At 75.6% G+C, this 20,217-nt stretch carries 17 protein-coding genes; 8 read left to right on the top strand and 9 right to left on the bottom strand.

Annotation, left to right across the window (positions count from 1 at the left end):
* Window positions 1–143 precede the first annotated feature (143 nt).
* The 3 genes from ABRQ22_RS00445 to ABRQ22_RS00435 form a co-directional block, all read right to left on the bottom strand.
* The gene (locus tag ABRQ22_RS00445) at window positions 144–1,310 is read right to left on the bottom strand and encodes a multicopper oxidase domain-containing protein (protein WP_253054435.1); all 1,167 of its coding nucleotides are present in this window, start codon (window positions 1,308–1,310) and stop codon (window positions 144–146) included.
* Between the two features lie 567 nt (window positions 1,311–1,877).
* The gene (locus ABRQ22_RS00440) at window positions 1,878–2,744 is read right to left on the bottom strand and encodes an alpha/beta hydrolase (protein WP_353708195.1); all 867 of its coding nucleotides are present in this window, start codon (window positions 2,742–2,744) and stop codon (window positions 1,878–1,880) included.
* Window positions 2,745–2,883: 139 nt separating this feature from the next.
* On the bottom strand, window positions 2,884–3,966 hold the full coding sequence (locus ABRQ22_RS00435; protein WP_353708194.1) for a sigma factor: 1,083 nt from the start codon (window positions 3,964–3,966) through the stop codon (window positions 2,884–2,886).
* Here ABRQ22_RS00435 and ABRQ22_RS00430 point away from each other — a divergent pair.
* The gene (locus ABRQ22_RS00430; RefSeq protein WP_353708193.1) at window positions 3,957–5,186 is read left to right on the top strand and encodes a hypothetical protein; all 1,230 of its coding nucleotides are present in this window, start codon (window positions 3,957–3,959) and stop codon (window positions 5,184–5,186) included. The genes ABRQ22_RS00435 and ABRQ22_RS00430 overlap by 10 nt on opposite strands.
* Window positions 5,187–5,379: 193 nt before the next feature.
* Window positions 5,380–6,054: a histidine phosphatase family protein gene (locus ABRQ22_RS00425; RefSeq protein WP_353708192.1), complete on the top strand. Its 675-nt coding sequence runs from the start codon at window positions 5,380–5,382 to the stop codon at window positions 6,052–6,054.
* Window positions 6,055–6,161: 107 nt separating this feature from the next.
* On the opposite strand, the gene ABRQ22_RS00420 is transcribed toward ABRQ22_RS00425, so the two are convergent.
* Window positions 6,162–6,410 (bottom strand): hypothetical protein, encoded by a 249-nt coding sequence (locus tag ABRQ22_RS00420; protein ID WP_353708191.1) that lies wholly within the window; start codon window positions 6,408–6,410, stop codon window positions 6,162–6,164.
* Between the two features lie 186 nt (window positions 6,411–6,596).
* Entirely contained in the window at window positions 6,597–7,055 is a 459-nt protein-coding gene (locus ABRQ22_RS00415) for a DUF6194 family protein (protein WP_353708190.1), read from the bottom strand.
* A gap of 39 nt (window positions 7,056–7,094) precedes the next feature.
* On the opposite strand from ABRQ22_RS00415, the gene ABRQ22_RS00410 reads away from it, so the two are divergent.
* Window positions 7,095–7,919: a MerR family transcriptional regulator gene (locus ABRQ22_RS00410; protein WP_353708189.1), complete on the top strand. Its 825-nt coding sequence runs from the start codon at window positions 7,095–7,097 to the stop codon at window positions 7,917–7,919.
* 166 nt (window positions 7,920–8,085) lie between these two features.
* Window positions 8,086–9,975, top strand: coding sequence for a glycerophosphodiester phosphodiesterase family protein (locus ABRQ22_RS00405; protein ID WP_353708188.1), 1,890 nt, complete (start codon window positions 8,086–8,088; stop codon window positions 9,973–9,975).
* A gap of 64 nt (window positions 9,976–10,039) precedes the next feature.
* On the opposite strand, the gene ABRQ22_RS00400 is transcribed toward ABRQ22_RS00405, so the two are convergent.
* Both ABRQ22_RS00400 and ABRQ22_RS00395 read right to left on the bottom strand, forming a co-directional pair.
* The gene (locus tag ABRQ22_RS00400) at window positions 10,040–11,425 is read right to left on the bottom strand and encodes a hypothetical protein (RefSeq protein ID WP_353708187.1); all 1,386 of its coding nucleotides are present in this window, start codon (window positions 11,423–11,425) and stop codon (window positions 10,040–10,042) included.
* Between the two features lie 66 nt (window positions 11,426–11,491).
* Window positions 11,492–12,325: a VOC family protein gene (locus ABRQ22_RS00395; RefSeq protein ID WP_353708186.1), complete on the bottom strand. Its 834-nt coding sequence runs from the start codon at window positions 12,323–12,325 to the stop codon at window positions 11,492–11,494.
* 150 nt (window positions 12,326–12,475) lie between these two features.
* Here ABRQ22_RS00395 and ABRQ22_RS00390 point away from each other — a divergent pair, with 150 nt between their 5' ends.
* Window positions 12,476–13,780, top strand: coding sequence for an endonuclease/exonuclease/phosphatase family protein (locus tag ABRQ22_RS00390; RefSeq protein ID WP_353708185.1), 1,305 nt, complete (start codon window positions 12,476–12,478; stop codon window positions 13,778–13,780).
* A gap of 284 nt (window positions 13,781–14,064) precedes the next feature.
* Window positions 14,065–15,213, top strand: coding sequence for a ScyD/ScyE family protein (locus ABRQ22_RS00385; protein ID WP_353708184.1), 1,149 nt, complete (start codon window positions 14,065–14,067; stop codon window positions 15,211–15,213).
* 84 nt (window positions 15,214–15,297) lie between these two features.
* On the opposite strand, the gene ABRQ22_RS00380 is transcribed toward ABRQ22_RS00385, so the two are convergent.
* Both ABRQ22_RS00380 and ABRQ22_RS00375 read right to left on the bottom strand, forming a co-directional pair.
* Window positions 15,298–15,840, bottom strand: a complete 543-nt coding sequence (locus tag ABRQ22_RS00380) for a hypothetical protein (protein ID WP_353708183.1) — start codon at window positions 15,838–15,840, stop codon at window positions 15,298–15,300.
* 91 nt (window positions 15,841–15,931) lie between these two features.
* The gene (locus tag ABRQ22_RS00375) at window positions 15,932–17,383 is read right to left on the bottom strand and encodes a pyridoxal-dependent decarboxylase (protein WP_353708182.1); all 1,452 of its coding nucleotides are present in this window, start codon (window positions 17,381–17,383) and stop codon (window positions 15,932–15,934) included.
* 220 nt (window positions 17,384–17,603) lie between these two features.
* Here ABRQ22_RS00375 and ABRQ22_RS00370 point away from each other — a divergent pair, with 220 nt between their 5' ends.
* Window positions 17,604–19,223 carry an asparaginase gene (locus tag ABRQ22_RS00370; RefSeq protein ID WP_253054462.1) on the top strand — a complete coding sequence of 540 codons (1,620 nt, stop codon included), beginning with the start codon at window positions 17,604–17,606 and terminating at the stop codon, window positions 19,221–19,223.
* Window positions 19,224–19,457: 234 nt separating this feature from the next.
* Window positions 19,458–20,111, top strand: a complete 654-nt coding sequence (locus tag ABRQ22_RS00365) for a chitinase (protein ID WP_353708181.1) — start codon at window positions 19,458–19,460, stop codon at window positions 20,109–20,111.
* Window positions 20,112–20,217 lie beyond the last annotated feature (106 nt).

The following is a 20,217-nucleotide window of genomic DNA, read 5'->3' as shown; positions in this document are numbered from 1 at the left end:
TCGATCGTCTGGACAGCACTCTCCAACTCCTTCGTCATCGGTGCGGCGCTCCCGGGCGGGCCGGGAGCGGGTCGTGCTGGTGCGGGTGGTGCTGGTGCGGGGCGAGCCCGCGGCGGCCCGTCGGTCCTGGATCAGCCGACGGCTCAGTGGCCGGCGTGCCCCGCGAGGTCGACGACGGCCGGCCCGGTCCCTCCGGCCGCGGCACCACCCGTGGTGGCCGCCGCGCCGTCGGTCGTCGCGGCCCCGCCCGACGGTGCCGACATCGTGTGGCTGGCGTGGCCCTGGAACCGGTCGATGGTCTCCTGCGCACCGGGCGGCATGGAGCCGTCGGCGTTGCGCACGAGGAAGACGCCCGCCATCCCGCCGTCGGAGTGGAACTGGACGTGGCAGTGGTACATCCACGCCCCCGGCCCGACCCCGAGGCCCGCGACGACCTGGAACCCGAACGCGTCGCCCGGGTTGAGGTCGCGGTTGTCCACGACCTGGCTCGTGTCGTACTGGTCCGCGAGGAGGCCCGTCCGGTTGTTCGCCCAGCGGTGGGCGTGCAGGTGGAAGGTGTGGAGCTGGTTCCCGTGTCCGATGCAGATGAACTCGACGCGCTCGCCGAGCTTCGCCTCGTACATCGGCGTGTTCGGCGCGACCTTGTTGTTGATCGTCATGTCGTTGAAGACCATCGTGAACTGCTTCTGCGGCAGCACGTCCCCGACGCGGCGCACGACGAGCGCGCCGTAGAGCCCGGCGGCGATCCCCTGCGTGCCGTGGTCGCCCCACGCGTGGTCGTGGTAGTGCCAGTAACCGGCGCTGCCCGGCATCCAGATGCCGCGGTCACGCGCCATCTTGACGGTCGACCAGGTGTACGTCCGCGTCTCGCCCGGCTCGTTGAACGAGTTGTTGAAGGCGCTGCCGTCGCTGTTGACGTCGTAGTTCACGCCGTGCGGGTGGATCGACAGGCGCTTGTCCGTCGTGTTGACGAGCGTGATCTCGAGGGTCTCGCCCTCCCACATCTCGAGGATGGGGCCGGGGACCGTGGCCTTGCCGCGCTCCAAGCCGTAACCGACGAGCGTGTCGGAGATCCGCTCGGCGTACATCGTGATCTTGCGGACGTCGCCCACGGCGGTGGCTACCGCACCGGTGGCCGCCGCGCCGGTCGTGGTCGCGGCGGCAGCCGGGGGTGCCGCCGCGACGCTGCCGCCGGCGCCCAGCAGCAGGGCGGCCGCGGGGCTCGCGGCGACGACGCCGGCCCCCGCGAGGAGCGCCCGTCGCGAGAGCGGCCTGGCGGGCGTCTCGGTCTCGGTCGTCGGGTCGGGCATGGGGACTCCTTCCGGGCGTACGGGGTCGTCCGGGCGGCTCGCGGGCGCGCCGGACCGGCGTGCCGGCGCTCGCCGTCACGCTGACCGGCGCCACGGGTGCGCGCGGAGGTTCCCCGGGTGGTGCTGTGGGGGCAGTGTGGGCAGGACTGGGTCGTGCGGGGGTGTCCCGCGTCGCAGAGGGTCGAGACGGTTCTCGGTCGTGCGGGGCTCGACCCGCGACCGGTGGGAGACCGACCGTGGGGCGAGGTCCGGGGCCGCCGTGGCCCCGCCGGGGCACGCGTCGGTGCGCGCCGTCGGCTGTCGGTCCGGACGTCGAGCTCCCCTGCTCCGGCGTCCGGTCCCCTGGTCGGTTCCAGGGGCAACGAGGTTTATGACACCGCAGTCAGAGGCCGATGTCAACAGATAGGCGAAAGTTGTGTCGACAACAAGCAAAAGTCCCCGGTCGGTCGACACTTCTTCGTGTCGTGGCCCGGGGACGCGCCCGGCACGGGGCGGCGACGGGGCCTCGGGAAGGCGGTCGACCACCCCGTGCTCGGGGGTCGCTCAGCACGCGCGCCGCGCGCGAGGTCAGGCGTCGAGCACCTCGCGCAGCGCGGCGGCGAACGCCGCCGGGTCGTTGTGCGGCGACCACTCGCTCACCATGAAGCCGCCGTGGTCGCCGGGGAACGTCACCGCCTCGACGCCCAGCAGCTCCGCGAGCGCCACGCCGCCCCTCCAGGCGAGCGTCCCCTCGCCCTGCGCGCTGACCGCCGGCACGACCCGCGTCCCCGACGCCCGCAGCACCGCGCCGTCGGGAGCCCAGGACGGCATCGTCGCGAGGTTCCGGCCGAGCAGCAGGTCGTCGCGCGACCCGTCGTCCTCCGCGGGGAAGCCGAACGTCGCCGGGTCGGGGGCCGGCCGCCCGAGGTAGTCGGCCGGGAGGGGGCCCACGTGGCTCACGAGCGCGACGAACTTCGCCATCGCCGGGCCGAACCCCTCCCGGCCGTAGGTCTCGACGATGTCCGCCTGCACCGTCGTCGCGAGCTCGGCGTCCTCGAGCAGCGGCGTGATCGGCGGCTCGTGCGACACGAACGTCCGCACGTCCCCCGGGTACCGCTCGACCCACGACAGCCCGACCACGCCGCCACCGCTCGACCCGAACACGTCCACCGGCCCCAGGCCGACCGCCGACGCCACCGCGTGCAGGTCGTCGGCGTGCGCCTCGACCGAGACCTCCCCGTCGGGCGCGAGCGTGCTGCGCTCGGTGCCGCGCGGGTCGTACGTGACGACCACCCTGTCGTCGAGCAGCCCGGCGAGCTGCTCGAACCCGGACGCCGCCATGGGCGACCCCATGACGACGACCGGCCGTCGGTCGCCCGCGACGTCCGGCGTCCAGACGTCGTAGGCGACGACCGCTCCCGGTACGTCCACCGTGTAGGTCTTGCGCTCGCTCATGCCGTCCTCCGTGTCGTCGTGCCCGCGGCCGTGCACCCGGGCTCCCGAGCGTTCTGACGACCGGCGCGCCGAGAACTCATCGGCGGCGGCGACCGACCGCTCGGGCCGTCGCCGCCGCCGACTCGTCAGCCGTCGCCGGTCAGCTCGTCAGGCGCGTGAACTCGTCCTGCGAGACCTCGCGCAGGCCCGCGACCGACGGCTCGAGGAGGGCGAGGGACGCGTCGTCGCGCGGGTGCCAGGTGTACTCCGACGTCGTGACCGACAGGCTCGGCTGCGTGGCGCCGTCGAGGAGGTAGTGCTCGGTCCGCTCGTCGGACAGCGGCAGGTGCGTCTCGTCGTCGAAGCACGCGGCCCGCGTCCAGTCGACGGTGCCCGGCGCACCGTCGACCCACATCGGCGCCTCGCTCGCGGGAGCCGCCGACCCGGGACCGGAGAGCTCGAAGCACGTCGCCGCGCGCCCGCCGACCGTCCGCGCCTCGGGGCCGCTCGTGACGACGTCCGGCTGGTCGGCGAGCGCCCGGATCGCCTCCATCTGCGCAGCCAGGTCCGCCATCTGCGCGGTGAGCTGCTCCCGGATGGTGCCCTCCCGGACGTCGTCCCAGTTCTCGGCCGGCAGCGTGAACCGCGTGTAGACGCCGGCCGCGGGGCTCACCCACCAGTACGTCGTCTGCCCTTCCGGCCCGACCGGGTCGGCGTGCTCGACCTCCTCGACGCCCACCATGGGGGCAGCGACCGACGCCGCGGAGTCCTTCTCGGAGACCCAGCGGGTCGCGCTCCCGTCTCCGGCCGTGAAGGTCCGGTCCGCGGACGTGTCGACGCGCCGCACGAGCGCGGCCCGGCGCGATCCCGCGCGCAGGTGGTTCGCCATGACGTTGCGCGTGACCCGCAGGAGCCACCCGAGCTCGTACGGCGGCACCTCCGTGATCCGGCGCCAGGCCACCACGAAGACCTCGCACACGACGTCCTCCGCGTCCTGCGGGGACAGCCGCGTCGCCGCGCACCGGTACACGGACCGCGCATGGTCGCGGTAGAGGCGGTCGAGGCGCTCGCGCGCCTCCGCCTCGGGGGGTGGGACATCCGCCCTCGCTCCTGTCGTCGTCCTCGCCGCCCCTCGCGGCGCTCCGCACGGGGATGTCCGGCAGGCTGCCCAGGATGACAGCCGGGACGAACCGGGCGGTGCAGCCGGCGGCACGGTGCCACTACCCTCGCAGGATGCCGTCATCGAGGACCGTCCCCGCCGTCGTCGTCGCCGGAACGCTCACCGCCGTCCTCTGGGTGGTCACGGGCCGCCTCGGGGACTGGCTCTCCGGGGCGCCGCTCCCCGTCCCCGGCACCCTCGTCCGCGCGCTGCTCCCCCACCCGACCGCGTCCGTCGCGGGCGGTGCACCCGTCTCCGGGAGCACGCTGCTCACGGCGGCGCTCGCGGGGGCGATCGTCGCCGCCGGCACGCAGCTCGTGCTGCGGCGACTGCCGTCGGGCACGGGCCGGTGGGCGACGTTCCTCGGCGTCTGGTTCGCCGTCGTCGCCGCGTCGGCCCTCGCCGCGACGGCCGCGTGGTTCGCCGGGGTCACGCTGCCGTGGCGCGCCGACACGATCACGGAGCTCGTCGCCACCGCGCTCGGCGGGTGGTGGGGGCTCGTGAACGGCCTGCTCGTCGGGCTCGCGGTCGTCGTGACGCGCGCGCTGACCGACCGCCGCGACGACCCGGCGGGCACGCGGCACACCCGCGCCCCCGCGACGGTGCGCGCCTGGCCGGCCGCCCTCGCGGCAGGCACGGCGACGGGCGCGCTCTGGGCGGCCGCCGGCGTCGGGCGGACCCTGCTCCCCGGGGCGTCCGACCCGCAGTCCCCGTGGGGCGTCGCCCGGGACGTCGTGCTGCTGCCCTCCGCACGGCTCGCCGTCGACCGGGACGCGCTCCTCGCCGACCCGGTGCACCTCGTGCTGCCGCTCGGGGTCGGGCTTGCCGTGGGGCTGCTCACCGCGCTCGCCGCGCGCCGCCTGCCCCCGGCGGAGGGCCGCTGGGCGCTCCTGCTCGCCGTCTGGTTCGCGTGCGTCGCGGGCGCGGCGCTCGCCGCGGCGGTGCCCGTCGTCGTCTCGACCGTCACCTCCGGCGGCGTCCTGCCCGACGCCGGCCGCGTCCTCCCCGTCCTGCAGGCGGGCCTGGCGTGGGGCCTGGTGGGCGGGGTGCTCGTCGCGCCGCTCGCGGTCGTCGTCCACCGGGCGGCCGGCGCGGTGCCGGACGCCGCCGGGGACGCCGAGGAGCCGTGGCCCGCGCCCGCCGCGACGCCCGCGGCCGACACCGAGGAGCGGGGCGCCGCACCGGGCACGGACGGCTCGTCGACGGAGCCCGCGGACGCGGCCGACCGCTCCGACGGCTCCGAAGGCCCGGATCGCGAGCGGGCGGCGCGCGCCGAGCGCGACGAGGTCCCCGCGTCCGTGTGACGGTCGCCGGGTCGCCGAGCCCTGGTCCTCGGAGCCGGTGTGCGGCCGCGCGGCCGTACCGCGGCGCGTCCGGCCCGCGGCGTTCCGGCGTCGGCCACGCGTTCGTCACCGGGACGTCGTCGTCACGACACCGGGACGCCCTAGCGTCGGCCGTGACCAGCAGACCGGGACGACCGGAGAGGGCACAGCGACGATGACCCTGACGATCACGCTCGTACGCCACGGGCAGACCTACCTCAACGCGCGACGGCACCTGCAGGGGTCGTGCGACTCCCCCCTGACCCGCACGGGGCGCGCGGGCGTGCGCGTCACCGCGCAGCACCTCGCGCGGCACGACTTCGCGGCCGCGTACTCCTCGCCGCAGGGCCGCGCGGTCCTCACCGCCATGGAGATCCTGCGCCACCACCCCGACCTCCCGCTGACCGTCGACCACGACCTGCGCGAGCTGTCGTTCGGCTCGTACGAGCGGCGCCCGGAGTCGCACCTCGACGCGGTCGAGCCGTGGGCCGAGCTCGTGCCGCGCATGCTCGCGGGCACGCACCCCGGTGTGGGCGGCGGCGAGCCCGGCAAGGACTTCATGGCGCGGGTACGCGACGTCTTCGCGCGGGTCGTCGCCGCGCACGACGACGCGTCCCGCCCCGGCGCGGTGCACGACCGGCACGTGCTCGTGGTCGGGCACGGGCTCACGCTCGGCGCGTGGCTCGCGACGCTCGACCCGTCCGGCCTCGCGGCCCTGCCCAACGCGTCGGTGTCCACCGTCGAGGTGACCGACGGCGTCCCGCACGTCCTCGCGGTCGGCGTCGACGTCGCCGGGCACGGCCACGTCGCCGCGCGCCCCGCACCGTCGGGCGCCGCCGTGCCTGTCTGAGGACCGCCGACGAGCGGCGCTCGGCGCGCCGGAGAGCCCAGACGGTCACGGGGACGAACGGTCCGCCTCGACGCCTCGCTCTGGAGAATGTCCCGCTTCCAACACTGCTACCAGTTGACGATGGTGAAGACGAGTCGCTCGAACATGCGGATCAGGCGGTAGACCACGACGACGCTCGTGCAGAGCCCGAGGAACGAGACGACTCCCCCGACCCAGACCAACGCGACGCCGAGGTAGTAGGCCTCGTTGGTCTCCACGGTCCACGTCATGAAGAGGCCGAGGTACAGCACGGCGGGCCCGAGCAACGTCAGCACCACAGACAGGACGTAGGGTCCCGCCGCGTTCATCGTCTTCATGTCCACGCCTGATCTCCCCGTCTGATCTCGCGCGCGGGTGTGTCCGCGGCGCGGGCAAGCGTGCCAGGTCTGACCTGGGTGGCGACATGATGTCTCGACACGGGCGGTTCATCGGCCCTGTCGACGGGTCCGAACCCTCGCGACCGTGCACGGAGCGATCGGTGCTCGCGCCCCCGGCTGTCGCCGCTACCTCGCGGCGCGGCGGGCGGCGCGGGCGCGGGCGTCGTCGTGGGCGGCGCGCAGCAGGTCGAGGACGAGCGCGGTCGTGCGCTCGCCCGGGGTGACGACGCACACCCAGTCGAGCGCACCGTAGACGGGGTGCGGCACGACGACGTCGGTCGACTCCGCCTCCGCCGCGTCGCCGTCGCGCGGGTCGTCGCCGACGAGGTCGCGGAACCGGTCGCGGCCCACGTGCACGTTGACCCTCCACCGGCCCTCCTCGCCGAGCCGCGACGCGGAGTCGTCGGGGTAGTCCTTGGTGACGACCGTGCCGTACGGCTGCCCGTGCGGGATCTCGCCGTCGGGGGCGTAGTAGAAGAAGTGGTCGCCCCACGCCAGCTCGGGGAACTCGCTGCCCGGGCCGGGCGAGAGCACGAGGACGCCGTCGAGGGACCGGACCGTTCCGAGGATCTGCTCCATACTCATGGTTCGAGTGTGGACTTGAAGCGCTTGTGGAGGGTTGGCGTGACGATCTCGGGGCGCGGCGCGGCACGGCGCGAGGAGGCGGACGGCGAGGCGTCGCGGCCGCTGCGGACGTCCGACGTCGCGCGCGCGGCCGGGTGCTCGGTCCAGCAGGTGCGCGACCTGGAGGCCCTCGGCGTCGTGCCGCCCGCGGGCCGGTCCGCGAACGGGTACCGCACGTTCGGCGACGAGCACGTCCTGGCCCTGCGCGCGTACCGCGGCGTCGCAGCCGCCGTCGGGCCGGTCGTCGCGCGACGGGTGCTGCGCGACGCGCGGTCGCTCGGTCTCGACGAGGCGGTGGCCCTCGTCTCCGGGCTGCACGTGACGCTCGCGCGCGAGCGCGACGAGGCCCTCGCCGCACGGCGCGCTCTCCTCGTGATCCGGTCGGAGGGCGACGACCCGGCCGGTTCCCCCGGCAGCACGACCGCAAGGGCGACCGAGCGCGACGGGTCGGTGCTCACGATCACGGAGCTCGCCGCGGCGCTGGGCGTCCGGGCGTCGACGCTGCGGTTCTGGGAGCACGAGGGACTCCTCGCGCCGGAGCGCGTCGCGTCCCGCACGGGCGCGGTGTCGGCCCGTCGCTACCCACCCGCGACCGTGCGCGAGGCCCGGGTCGTCGCGGCGCTGCGGGCGGCCGGGTACCGGGTCCCGGAGGTCCGCCACGCGATCGACGCGCTGCGCGGGGCCACCGGTCCGGCCGACGTCGCCGACCCGCTCGCCGCGCTCGATGCGCGGCTCGACGCGATCGCGCGCCGCACCCTCGCGCTGCTGGAGGCCGGGCACGACGTCGTGCGCCTGCTGGCGCGCGTGCCGGAGCCGCCCGGGTGACGCTCGGGGCGGCGTTCGAGGGGGTGCTCGAAGGTGCCCGCGGTGGACGTCGGGGACCTGCGTCCCGTCACCTGCCCGACCCTCCGGCGTCGCCCGGAGTCCACCGGGCCGTCACGCGGCGTTCCTAGCGTCGCCGGGGCAACCGTCCCGACGCTCGGAGGACCCGATGACGACCACCCGACGCCGCGCCGTGCGCGGTACCGCGGCCGCGCTGGCAGGAACCCTGCTCGCGAGCACGCTCGCCGTGGCAGCGACCACGACGACGACCGTCCCGTTCGCCACCCCGGCCGCGGCCGAGCCCGGCGACGTGCTGCTCGCCGAGTCGTTCGACGGCGACACCCTCCCGGAGGGCTGGAAGCCCGTGCTGGGCGACTGGCAGGTGCGGGACGGCAGGCTCGTCGGCGACGCGCCCGACGGGTCGTCGCCCGCGCGCATCGTCTTCGGGCGGTCGGCGGAGAACTACCGACTCGACGCGACGCTGCGCTTCGAGAGCGTGGACAACGCGTCGCGCTGGGCGGGAGCGATCCTCGACGTCGCGCCCGACGGGACGGTCCCGTGGTGGCAGGCGGTCCTGCGCAGCACCACGACCGCGCACAACGGCGTCGAGATCGCGCAGCGGACGGCCGCGGACGCCTGGAACGTGCCGTACACGGCGTCCGCCCCGGCGGACGCGGCGACGGGTCGCGACGTGCACCTCTCCGTCGAGGTGCAGGGCGCGGCGGTCACCTACGCGCTCGACGGGAAGACCCTCCTGGAGGGCCGGATCGACCGTTCCCGCGACGGCGCGCTGGGCTTCGTGACCGCCGGGGCGACCGTGAGCGTCGACGACGTCACCGTCACGGAGATCGAGCCGGCGTCCTACGTCGGCGGCGACGGGGAGCTCCCCGTCACGGTCGCGCACCGCGGGTACTCGTCGGTCGCGCCGGAGAACACGCTCGCCGCCGTGGCGGCGGGCATGCGCAGCGGCGCCGAGTACGTCGAGATCGACGTGCACACCACGGCGGACGGGCTGCCCGTGGTGCTCCACGACCAGACCGTGGACCGCACGACCGAGGGCTCGGGCGACGTCGCCGTGCTGCCCGGCGAGCAGGTCACCGCGCTCGACGCCGGGTCGTGGTTCTCCCCGGCGTTCGCCGGTCAGCACCTGCCGACGTTCGCGCAGGTGCTCGACCTCCTGGAGACCGGCTCGTCGACCCTCCTGCTGGAGATCAAGGGCCCGGAGACGTCCGCCGAGGTCGAGCGGGTCGTGGACATGGTCGTCGAGGCCGGGCTCGAGGACCGCGTGGTCCTGCAGTCGTTCGACGTCGCCGCGCTGCGGTCCGCGCGCGAGCACGCGCCGCAGATCCCGCGCGGCCTGCTGCGCGGCGCGCTCGACGCCGACCCCGTCGCCGTGGCGCAGGACCTCGGGGCGGTCATGTACAACCCGTCGGCGAGCGCGCTGCTCGCGCGCCCGAGCGTCGTCGCGGACCTCAACGAGGCCGGCATCGCCGTGATGCCGTACACCGTGAACTCCGCGGCCGACTGGGCCCGGCTCACCGAGATCGGGGTCGACGGCGTCATCACCGACCGCGCGGGCGCGTTCATCGGCTGGAAGCAGGCGCGCGAGCAGGAGGCACCGGCCCCCGCCGCGCCGACGGTAGAGGTCGTGAGCCCGGCCGACGGCGCCGAGGTCGAGCGCGGCGGCACGCTCGTCGTCGCGGCGAGCGCCACGGACGCGGACGAGGTCGTCGTCGCGCTCGACGGCGAGCCGGTCGAGAACGGCGCGGCCGTCGCCGCCGCGGACCTCGCGCTCGGCGAGCACACCGTCTCCGCGACGGCCCGGGGAGCGGGCGGCGAGGCGACGGCGGAGCGGACCGTCGTCGTCACGGTCACGCCCGAGGGCCTGCGCACGCGCCTCGCGCTGCTCGACCTCCCGCCCGGCCAGCTCGTGGGCGCGCTCGGCGCGGTCGAGGCGGGGCGCTGGGAGTCGGTGCGGCGGACCGTCGAGAAGTTCGTCGACGACGCGGCCGTGCGCGAGCGCCTGCTCGAGGAGATCGCGCACCTCGACGGCCGCTGACGCGCGGCACCCCGCCGGCAGCGGGTCCGTCCCCGGTCGACACGACGGCCGGGGACGGGCCCGCTCACGCGTCGGACAGGAAGCGGCGCCGGTCCGAGCGGGCCGAGCCCAGCCCGGCCCACCCGACGAGCGCGAGCACGCCGCCCGCGATCCAGACGGCGACGTCCCACCCGGGCGAGCCGTCCGACCCGACGACGGCCCCGTCGGTGGCGAGGATCGCCGCACCGAGCCCGAGCAGCCCGAGGCCGAGCACGACGAGGACCACGTCACGGGCGGTCTTCCCCGCGCTGCGACGGGGCGCGCGAGCCGCGAGCGCCCCCTTCTCCTGCGGGGTGAGGGGCGCCGTCGGGCCGAGGGGCTGCACGCGCTCGGACCCGTGGCGGAACCGGGCAGGGTCCTCGACGGCCTCGACGAGCGCCGACGGCAGTCCCAGGAGGTACGCGAGGTCGGCGACGGGGTCGCCGGGCCACGTCGACGCGGCGAGCAGCGCGCGCAGCCGTCCCGGGTCGCGCGGCTCGCCGAACACCTCGGCGAGCGCGTCGAACGCGCCCTCGGTCCCGGAGGTCGACAGGTCCGTCCACGTGTCGTTCCAGCTCCCGAAGACCCACGGGCGACCGCGCGTGGTGAGCGTCCACGACACCCCGGTCCCCGCGCGCTCCAGGCTCAGCATCGCCTCCCCGGCGCGCAGGCCGCGCTCGATCGTCGAGCGCGCGCGGAACTCCCCGCCGAGCGCCGCCGTGAAGGCCTCCCGCACGTCGTCGTCCGGCTCGCCCGGGACGGGCGCGGGCGGACGTTCGAGCGTCCAGACGGCGGTGCGCTCGTCGGTCGCGCGCACCCACGCCGACCCGGCGCGGCGCACCGCGGCACGCACGAACGCGGCGTCGGCGCGCACGAGCTGGACGACGGCGTCGGGCGCCGCCGAGTCGGTCGCGGGGAGGTCGGCGAGCGCGGTGAACACGTCGAGGAGGTCGTCGGGGTGCTCGAGCTCCCGCAGGCGGTCCGGCGCGGTCGCCGCGTCCCGCAGCCCGACGAGCGCGTCGACGGCCGCGAGCACGTCGCCCGGGTCGCCGTCGAGGCGCATCGCGTGGTCGGTGCGCGTCGCGGACGCGTCGACGGGCGCCCAGGTGACGACGACGGGCGGGGCGACGGGGTCCGTCCGGGCGGCGAGGACCGCGCTGACCCCGGGCGGGAGCGGGTCCGACCCGCCGTCGAGCTGCACGACCCACGGTGCGGCGACCAGCTCGTCGACCCGGGCCAGGGCCTCGGCGACCGACCCGGGCACGTCCGGGTCGCGGTCCACCGCCGAGCCGTCGTCGGTCTCGACCTCCGTGTCGACCTCGGCGAAGGTCCAGCCGCGCTCGTCCGTGGGGCCCACGCGTCCGTACTCGAGGCGCGCGGCGCGCAGACGGTCGACGACCTGGGCGTGCGGGGTGCGGGTGACGACGTTCACCGCGTCATGATGCCGCACGCGCGCGGCCGGGACGGCGCGGCGACCACGCCGCGCCTGGTCCGTGCGTCAGAAGCCCTCGGGCGGGGTGAACTGCGACAGCGTGAGGACCGCGCCCTGCGGGTCGCGCACCTCGGCCTCGCGCGTCCACTCCGTGTCGGCCGACGAGAGCACGACCGCGCCCGCGCGCTCGGCGGCCGCGGCGGCGGCGTCCCGGTCGGCGACGGCGAACGTCACCGTGTGCCGCGCGGGCCCGCCGTCCTCGACCACGCCCGCCACGACGTCCCGGAACCCGGGCGGTGCGCCCTCCTGGTTCGCGTCGATCTCCGGGTAGACGGTCCGGGCGAGGTGGTCGCCGTACCCCGGGACGCGGGCCATGCCCGCGCCGAGCCCCGCGTCCACCTCCCACCCGAGCAGGGGCCCGTAGAAGTGGAGCGCCCGCGCGACGTCGGGCGTGTGCAGCACGCTGAAGTTCCACGTGCCCGGCTCGTTGACCCGCTGCGCGCCGACGCGCGTCCCGGGCTCCCAGAGCCGGAACGTCGCGCCCTGGGGGTCGCGGACGGACGCCATGCGGCCGGGCGGCCCGATCGTCGTCGGGCCGTCGAGGACCTCCCCGCCGAGGTCGGGGACGCCGCGGGAGGACGCGTCCACGTCGTCGACCGCGACGTACGTGATCCACGCGGCCTCGCCGGTCCCGGACGCGACCGCGGCGACGTCCTGCCCGCCGAGCGACGCCACGACGTACCGCTCCCCCGTGCCGGGCGGGAGCCTCTCCTCGAACTCCCACCCGAAGAGCGCGCCGTAGAACGCGAGCGCGGCGTCGACGTCGGGCTGCTCGGTGTCCACCCAGCACGGCACGCCGTGCGGGTACGTGCGGGTCGGCCGGGACTGCGTGGTGTCCATGCCTCAGGATCCCACCGGGCGCCCACACCGGCAGGGCCACCGGGGCGTTCACCCGCCGGTCACCTCGTCGCCCTTCCCCGCGGGGGCGGGCGTGCGTACGGTGACGAGGAACCTCTCGACGACCACCGTCCCCGACGACGAGGAGCCACCGTGTCCACGAGACCCGCTCACCCCGCCCCCACCGGCCGTGCCGCCCCCGCCCGCGCCGTCCCCGTCGCCCTGGCCCTCGCCCTGTCCGTCGCCCTCACCGGGGGCGCCGTCGGCGCCGCGGCGAGTCCCGCCGTCGCGTACGGCCACGCGAACGGGCACGGAGACGGTCACGACCGCGGGACCCTCCGCGTCGCGACGTACAACGCGAGCCTCAACCGCGCCGCGGCCGGAGAGCTCGAGGCCGACCTCTCGACCCCCGACGACCCGCAGGCCGCGACGATCGCCGAGGTGCTCCAGCGCACCCGGCCCGACGTCGTGCTGCTCAACGAGTTCGACTACGTCCCGGACGGACGCGCCGTCGACCTGTTCCGCGACCACTACCTCGAGGTCCCCCAGGGCGGCGCGGAGCCGATCGAGTACCGCTACGCGTACGTCGCGCCGTCGAACACCGGCGTGCCCAGCGGGTTCGACCTCAACGACGACGGCACGGTCGGTGGGGGCGACGACGCGTTCGGCTTCGGGGCGTTCGAGGGCCAGTACGGCATGGTCGTGCTGTCGCGCTACCCGATCGACACGCGCGGCGTCCGCACGTTCCAGCACTTCCTGTGGAAGGACATGCCCGGCGCGCTCCTCCCCGACGACCCGGCGACGGCCGCGCCCGCGGACTGGTTCACGCCGGAGGAGCTCGAGGTCGTCCGCCTGTCGAGCAAGTCGCACTGGGACGTGCCCGTGCGGGTCGGCCGGGAGACGGTCCACGTGCTCGCGTCGCACCCCACGCCCCCGACGTTCGACGGCCCCGAGGACCGCAACGGGCGGCGCAACCACGACGAGATCCGGTTCTGGGCCGACTACGTGACGCCCGGCAAGGCGTCGCGGTACGTCTACGACGACGCCGGCCGCCGCGGCGGGCTGCACCCGGGCGAGAGCTTCGTCGTCCTGGGCGACCAGAACGCCGACCCGCTCGACGGCGACTCGGTCGACGCCGCGATCGACCAGCTCCTCCACCACCGCCGCGTCCAGGACCCGGCACCCCGCTCCGACGGCGCCGTCGAGGCCGCCGCGCTCCAGGGCGGCGCGAACGCGACCCACCGCGGCGACCCCGCGCTGGACACGGCCGACTTCGCGGACAGCGCGCCCGGCAACCTGCGCGCGGACTACGTGCTGCCGTCGCGCGACCTGCGCGTGCGCGACGCCGGGGTGTTCTGGCCCGTCCAGGCGGACCCGCTGTCACGGCTCACCGGGGTCTTCCCGTTCCCGAGCAGCGACCACCGGCTCGTGTGGGTGGACCTGGCGGTCCGCGGCTGACGCGGCGCCGGGCGGTCCCCGCCCGCCCCGGGCGCTCGTCGCCCGGGGCGACGGTCCTGGACCAGGACGGTCGCCGGGTGCACACTCGGAGGTCTGTGCTCACCGCCGACGCACAGCAGACTCCCGGCCGGCGCCACGCCGGTCGCACGGCACGCCCGCGGCGCGCCACGTCGTCCGGCCCGACGACCACCCACCCACGTCCCCGGCGCGACGCGCGCGTGCCGCCTCCGCGGCACGGCGACGACACCCCCGCCGCGCCCCGGACCGCCGGACCAGGAGCACCCATGAGACGACTCCGCACCACCCTGCCCGCAGGCGTCGCCGCCGCGACCGCCGCCCTCGTCCTCGTCGCGAGCCCCGCCGTCGCGCACGGCGGCGGAAAGCCCGACCCGCGCCCGCCCACCGTGACCGACGTCGCGACCGGGCTCGTCACCCCGCTCAGCCTCGCGGCCGGACCACGCGGCACGACCTACGTCACCCAGAACTTCCCCGGCCTGCTCACGGCCGTCGGGCGCGACGGCACGCCGAGCGTGCTCTACGCCTCGCCGGACGGCGGCGAGGTGGGCGGCGTCTCCTACGCCGACCGCCGCATCACGTTCACCGAGACGCAGCTCGGCGAGGAGGGGCCGGTCGCGTCGGAGGTCTCGACGCTGCGCACCGACCGCTGGGGGAACCCGACGGGCACGCCCCGCGTCCTCGCGGACACGTTCGCGTACGAGCAGGCGAACAACCCCGACGCCGGCGTGACGTACGGCCTGCGCGAGACCGACCCGGCCTGCGTCGCGCAGGTGCCTCCGGTGCCCATCCCGGGCCTGTACACCGGGATCGCGGACTCCCACCCGTACGCGACGGCCTCGTCCCGCGGCACCACCTACGTCGCCGACGCGGGCGCGAACGCGATCCTGTCGATCAGCGACCGCGGGAAGGTCCGGACCGTGGCCGTCCTCCCCGCCCAGCCCGCGGTGGTGACGGTGGAGGCCGCGGCGGCCGTCGGGTGGCCCGACTGCGCCGTCGGCGAGACCTACTGGTTCGAGCCCGTCCCCACGGACGTCGAGGTGGGTCCCCGTGGCGTGCTCTACGTGACGACGCTCCCCGGCGGGCCCGAGGACGCGAGCCTCGGCGCGCGCGGCGCCGTCTACACGGTCGACCCGTGGAAGGGGAAGGTGCGCCCGCTCGGGTCCGGGTTCGTGGGCGCGACGAACCTCGCCGTGACGGACCGGGGGACGGTCTACGTGGCCGAGCTGTTCGGCGGCAAGATCTCGCAGGTCGGCAAGCGCGGCCCGAGCACGGTCGTCGAGGTCCCGCTGCCCGCCGGGCTGGAGTGGGACGGCACGGGCCTGCTCGCGACGACGAACGCACTGCCCCCGGACGAGACGACGCCGCCCGACGGGCATCTCGTGCGCGTCGACCTCGGCAAGCACCGCGGTCGCTGACCGCCCTGCTGCAGGGCCCGGGCGCCTCCCGCTGCGGCGGGGACGCCCGGGCCGCGTCGTGCCGGGGCTCTGCGCGTCGGGCCGTCAGCCCCTCCCGAGGGTGAGCGCGAGGACCGCCGCGGCCAGGGCGACCGCCAGGCCGACGCCCGCCGCCACCAGGCTGACGATCGTCGCGGCGCGGTTCCGCGCCGACGCGCCGACGCTCAGACCGAGGCTCTGGGCCGCCTCGGTGACGATCCGGCGCCCGGCCGCCGTGTCGAAGAGGACGCGCGTCCGCGCCCCCGACTCGTCGTCGGCGATCGACGCGGTGAACGTCGAGCTGATGCTGCCGCGCGAGACGGAGCGCACCCAGCCCCGCTCGGGCTCGACGAACCGCCCGTCCGCGTCGAGGGCCCAGTGGGTGTCCCGCACGACGTCGGTGAGCTCGACCCGCAGCCCGTCCGGCAGGACGCGGACCTCGTGGGTGACGAGGGTCGCGTAGTAGCTGTGCGAGAAGATCCGCCACCACGCCACGTCCGGGCGGTCGAGACGCAGCGTGAACCCGTCCAGACGCTCGTCGACGATCCGGTACGGCGTCCCGTCGGTGCGCGCACGGACGGCGGCGGCGAGGTCCTCGGCGGTCGGCACGGCAGCGAGTGTAGGCGCCGCTCCCGGGGCCGGGGGCGGGCGGGGCCGAGCCGGTCCGGACCGCGCCGGACCTCGACGTCGGTGCCCGGCCTCACCCCGACGACGCGGCGCGGCGCAGGGCGTCGAGGCTCACCCGGACGTCGTCGTCCGTCGTCGCCCACGAGCTCACCGACGCGCGGAGCACCGCGCGGTCGTGCCACCGCGACCCGGACATCCAGGCCGTCCCGTCGTCGAGCACGCGACGCACGACCTCCTGCGTGCGCGCGTCGTCCCCGAACGCCGCGCACACCTGGGTGAAGACGACGTCGTTGAGCACGACCGCGCCGTCGATCGCCCGCATGCCCGCGGCGAACGCGGCCGCGTGGCGGCAGAAGCCGTCCACCAGCTCCGCGACCCCGGAACGCCCCAGGGCGCGCAGCGTCGCCCACACCGGGAACGCGCGCCCGCGGCGCGAGAGCTCGGGCACCTTGTCGAGCGGGTCGCCCGTGTCGCTCTGGATGAGGTAGTCGCCGTGCATCCCCATCGCTGCGCGCAGCGGCGCGGGGTCCGCGACGATCGCGAGCCCGCAGTCGTACGGCACGTTGAGCGTCTTGTGCGCGTCGGTCGCCCACGAGTCCGCCGCCTCGTACCCCGCGACCAGGTGGCGGAACGACGGCGACGCCGCGGCGAAGAGCCCGAACGCACCGTCGACGTGCACCCACGCGCCGTGCCGGTGCGCGACCTCGACGGCCGCGTCGAACGGGTCGAACGCCCCCGAGTGCACGTTCCCCGCCTGGAGCACGACGATCGTCGGGCCGTCCGCCGTCCCCGGCGAGGGAGAGCCCTGGTCCCCCGAGGTAGAGCCCCGGTCAGCCCAGGTAGAGCCCTGGTCCCGCGAGGTAGAGCCCCGGTCCGTCAGCGCCTCCTCCAGCGCGGCGACCGAGATGCGGCCCTGGTCGTCCGCGGCCACGACCTCGGGCGCGCCGAGCCCGAGGTAGGACAGCGCGAGGTCGACCGACTCGTGCCGCTCGGCGCCCACGAGCACGCGGACGCGCGGGGCGCCCGTCAGCCCGCCGCGACGCACGTCCCACCCGGCACGCCGCAGGACCTCGCCGCGCGCCGCCGCGAGCGCCGTGAAGTTCGCGGTCGTCGCGCCGGTGACGAACCCGACCGCACCCGTGGCGGGCAGGCCGAGCAGGTCGAGCAGCCACGCGCTCGCCACGTCCTCGACGGCGGTGTGCGCGGGCGTCACGGTGCGCAGCGCGGAGTTCTGGTCCCACGCGCTCGTGAGCCAGTCGGCGGCGAGCGCCGCGGGGTGGCTGCCGCCGATGACCATGCCGTAGAAGCGGCCGGACGGCATGGCCGTGAGGCCGGGGCCGCACGCGGTCGCGAGGAGGTCGACGACGTCCGCGGCGCTCGTCGGGCCGTCGGGCAGGTCCGTGCCGAGCGCCGCGACGACGTCCCCGACGGTCGCCTGCGGCGGGACCGGCCGCGTCGTGAGGGAGTCGAGCCACGCGGCGGCGTGCTCGTGCGCCCGCAGGAGGGCGGCGTCGCGGTCGTCCATGACCGGCTCCTGACCGGGCCGGACCGACGCCGGCCCCTCTCGCCAGGCTGGACCCGCCCCGCGTCCGGGGCAACCGCGGCCCGAGGGTCGGCGCCCGTCGGCGGGACAGCAACCCGCCGATCCGGTACGCGAGTACTTCTTACGTCCAGGCAACCATCAGGCAACACACGGTCCCTAGCGTCGGGCGGGCCAGATGTTCCCCCCGACGGAAGGCCCCCTGTTGAGAACGTTCACCCTGACCCTGTCCGGCCGCGCCGTCGCGGCCGTCGTCGCGCTCGTCCTCGCGTGCGCGGCCCTCGCCGCGACGGTCGCGTACACCGTCGCCGACTCCCGGGCGTCGGCCGCCGCCGCGCGCGCCGAGGGCGCCGCGGCGCCGGTGCTCGCCGCCGGGACGGCCCCGGCCAACCCGCTCGGCATCGCGTCCGCGCAGTACGCGACCGCGACGGCGACCGCCGCCGCGGAGAAGCCGAAGGTCGTCGTCGTCGCGACCGGAGGCACGATGGCCGGCAAGGCGACCGGCCGCGACACGTTCACGAGCTACCGCGCCGGCACGTACCTCATGGAGGACATGCTGAACACGTTGCGCCCCGAGCTCGACGCGGTCGCCGACGTCACGGCCGTCCAGTTCGGCAACGCCGGCTCGTCGGGCTACTCGATGGAGCAGTTCCACGCGCTCACGCTCGAGGTGGAGAAGCAGCTCGAGACGGCGGACGCCGTCGTCGTCACGACGGGCACCGACACGCAGGAGGAGTTCGCGTACTGGCTCGACCTCACGGTGCGGTCGCGCAAGCCCGTCGTCACGTCCGGCTCGATGCGCCCGTGGGGGTCGGGCGCCGGGCCGGACTCGAGCCTCGTGTTCGGCACGGACGCGCCCGCGAACCTGTACAACGCGATCAAGGTCGCGGCGTCGCAGCAGACGTTCTGCTTCGGCACCGTGCTCATGCTCAACGACGAGATCCAGGCGGCCCGCGAGGTCACCAAGACGAACTCCTACCGCACCGACACGTTCCAGACGCGCGAGTACGGCGTGCTCGGCTGGATCGACGGCGACAACATCACGCTGGGCCGCGCGCCGGCACGCGTGCTGGCGTGCGACACCGAGGAGTGGTTCACGCCGTTCGACCTCGCGAAGGTCGACCCGAAGGCCCTGCCGCGCGTCGAGATCGTCACGTCCTACCAGCAGGCGGGGGGCGAGGGCGTCGCGGCGTTCGCGAACGCGGGCGTCCGGGGCATCGTCACGGCGGGCACGGGTGCGGGGGGCATCTCGTCCGCGATGAGCCAGGCCCGCACCGCGGCGATCCGCGACAAGGGCGTCTGGTTCGTCTCGACGACGCGCACCGGGTCCGGGTCGTCGTACGGCGGCGGGAACGGCATCATCGCGGGCGGTGACCTCACGGCCGTCAAGGCGCGGCTCCTGCTGCTCCTGTCGCGCGCCTTCACCGAGGACTTCGCGACGGCGCAGGGCTGGTTCGCGACGTACGGCGACGCGTCGTTCGACCAGTCCGCGACGGCGGCCACGATCGGCGCCGAGCCGGGGTCCACGAGCGTCCTCTTCACGGGCACGGCGACGCCGTCGTGCAAGGCGGCGGGCAAGCAGCTCTGGCTGACCACCTCGGTGACGAACACCGACACGGTACCGATCGACGTCCGGGTCACGACGGTCTCGGGCGAGCACAAGTTCACGAAGATCCCCGCCGGGGAGACGGTCGAGAAGACGTTCTCGGTCAAGGGAAAGACACTCGACGCCGGCGAGGTCTCGCTCGTCGCGTACAAGAACGTCGACGGCCACGCCGTCCAGACGAAGTCGACGGCGCCCTACCCGGAGACGACGTGCGCCTGACTCTCTGACACCCAGCCGCCGAGCACGACATGAGGGTCGTTATCCAGCCGATAGCGACCCTCATGTCGTGCTCGAGGGCGGGTGGCGTTGTGCTCGGTGCGAGCCGCGGGCCGCAGGCCGCGGGCCACGGGCAGCGGCGGGCAGCGCCTCCGGGTTACGCAGGTCTCCTCACGAATCGCCTAGGGTGGGTCGGGGCGCGATGCTGCGCCCACGCCGACCCGACGAGGGGGACCCATGACCGACCCGACGCCGACCGCCGCCACCCCGCCGACGTTCGTCGTGACCGAGCAGCAGTTCGAGGCGATGTTCCCCGAGCGGAGCACGTTCTACACGTACGCGGGGCTCGTCGCCGCGACGGCCGCGTACCCGGAGTTCGCGACGACGGGCGGCGACCGCGTCGCCCGTCGCGAGGCGGCGGCGTTCCTCGCGAACGTGAGCCACGAGACGCACGGGCTGGTGCACGTCGTCGAGGTGAACACCGCGAACTACCCGCACTACTGCGACCCCGCGCAGCCGTACGGGTGCCCCGCCGGGCAGGACGCCTACTACGGCCGCGGCCCGCTCCAGCTGAGCTGGAACTTCAACTACCGCGCGGCCGGCGAGGCGCTGGGGATCGATCTCCTGGCCGACCCGTGGCTCGTCGAGCAGGACCCGACCGTCGCGTGGCAGACCGCGCTCTGGTACTGGAACACGCAGCCCGGCACGGCCTCGATGACGTGCCACGAGGCGATCGTCGGCGAGCACGGCTTCGCCGAGACCATCCGGTCCATCAACGGCCCGCTCGAGTGCGAGGGCGGCAACCCGCGCCAGATGAACAACCGCGTCCGCCTCTTCCGCCACTACGTCGAGATCGTCGGCACCACGACGGGCGACCACCTCACCTGCTGACCACCGCCCCCCCGCCCCCCCACCCCGCGCCGAACACGACGTTGCTGTCGTTATCCGGCGGATAACGACAGCAACGTCGTGTTCGACCGCGCGCGGGGTCGTGGTC

It is taken from the genome of Cellulosimicrobium sp. ES-005, from assembly GCF_040448685.1.
GTDB classification, from domain to species: Bacteria; Actinomycetota; Actinomycetes; order Actinomycetales; family Cellulomonadaceae; genus Cellulosimicrobium; species Cellulosimicrobium cellulans_G.
Note: the sequence above shows the minus strand (reverse complement) of the source record. Positions and strands in the feature narration are given on the sequence as shown.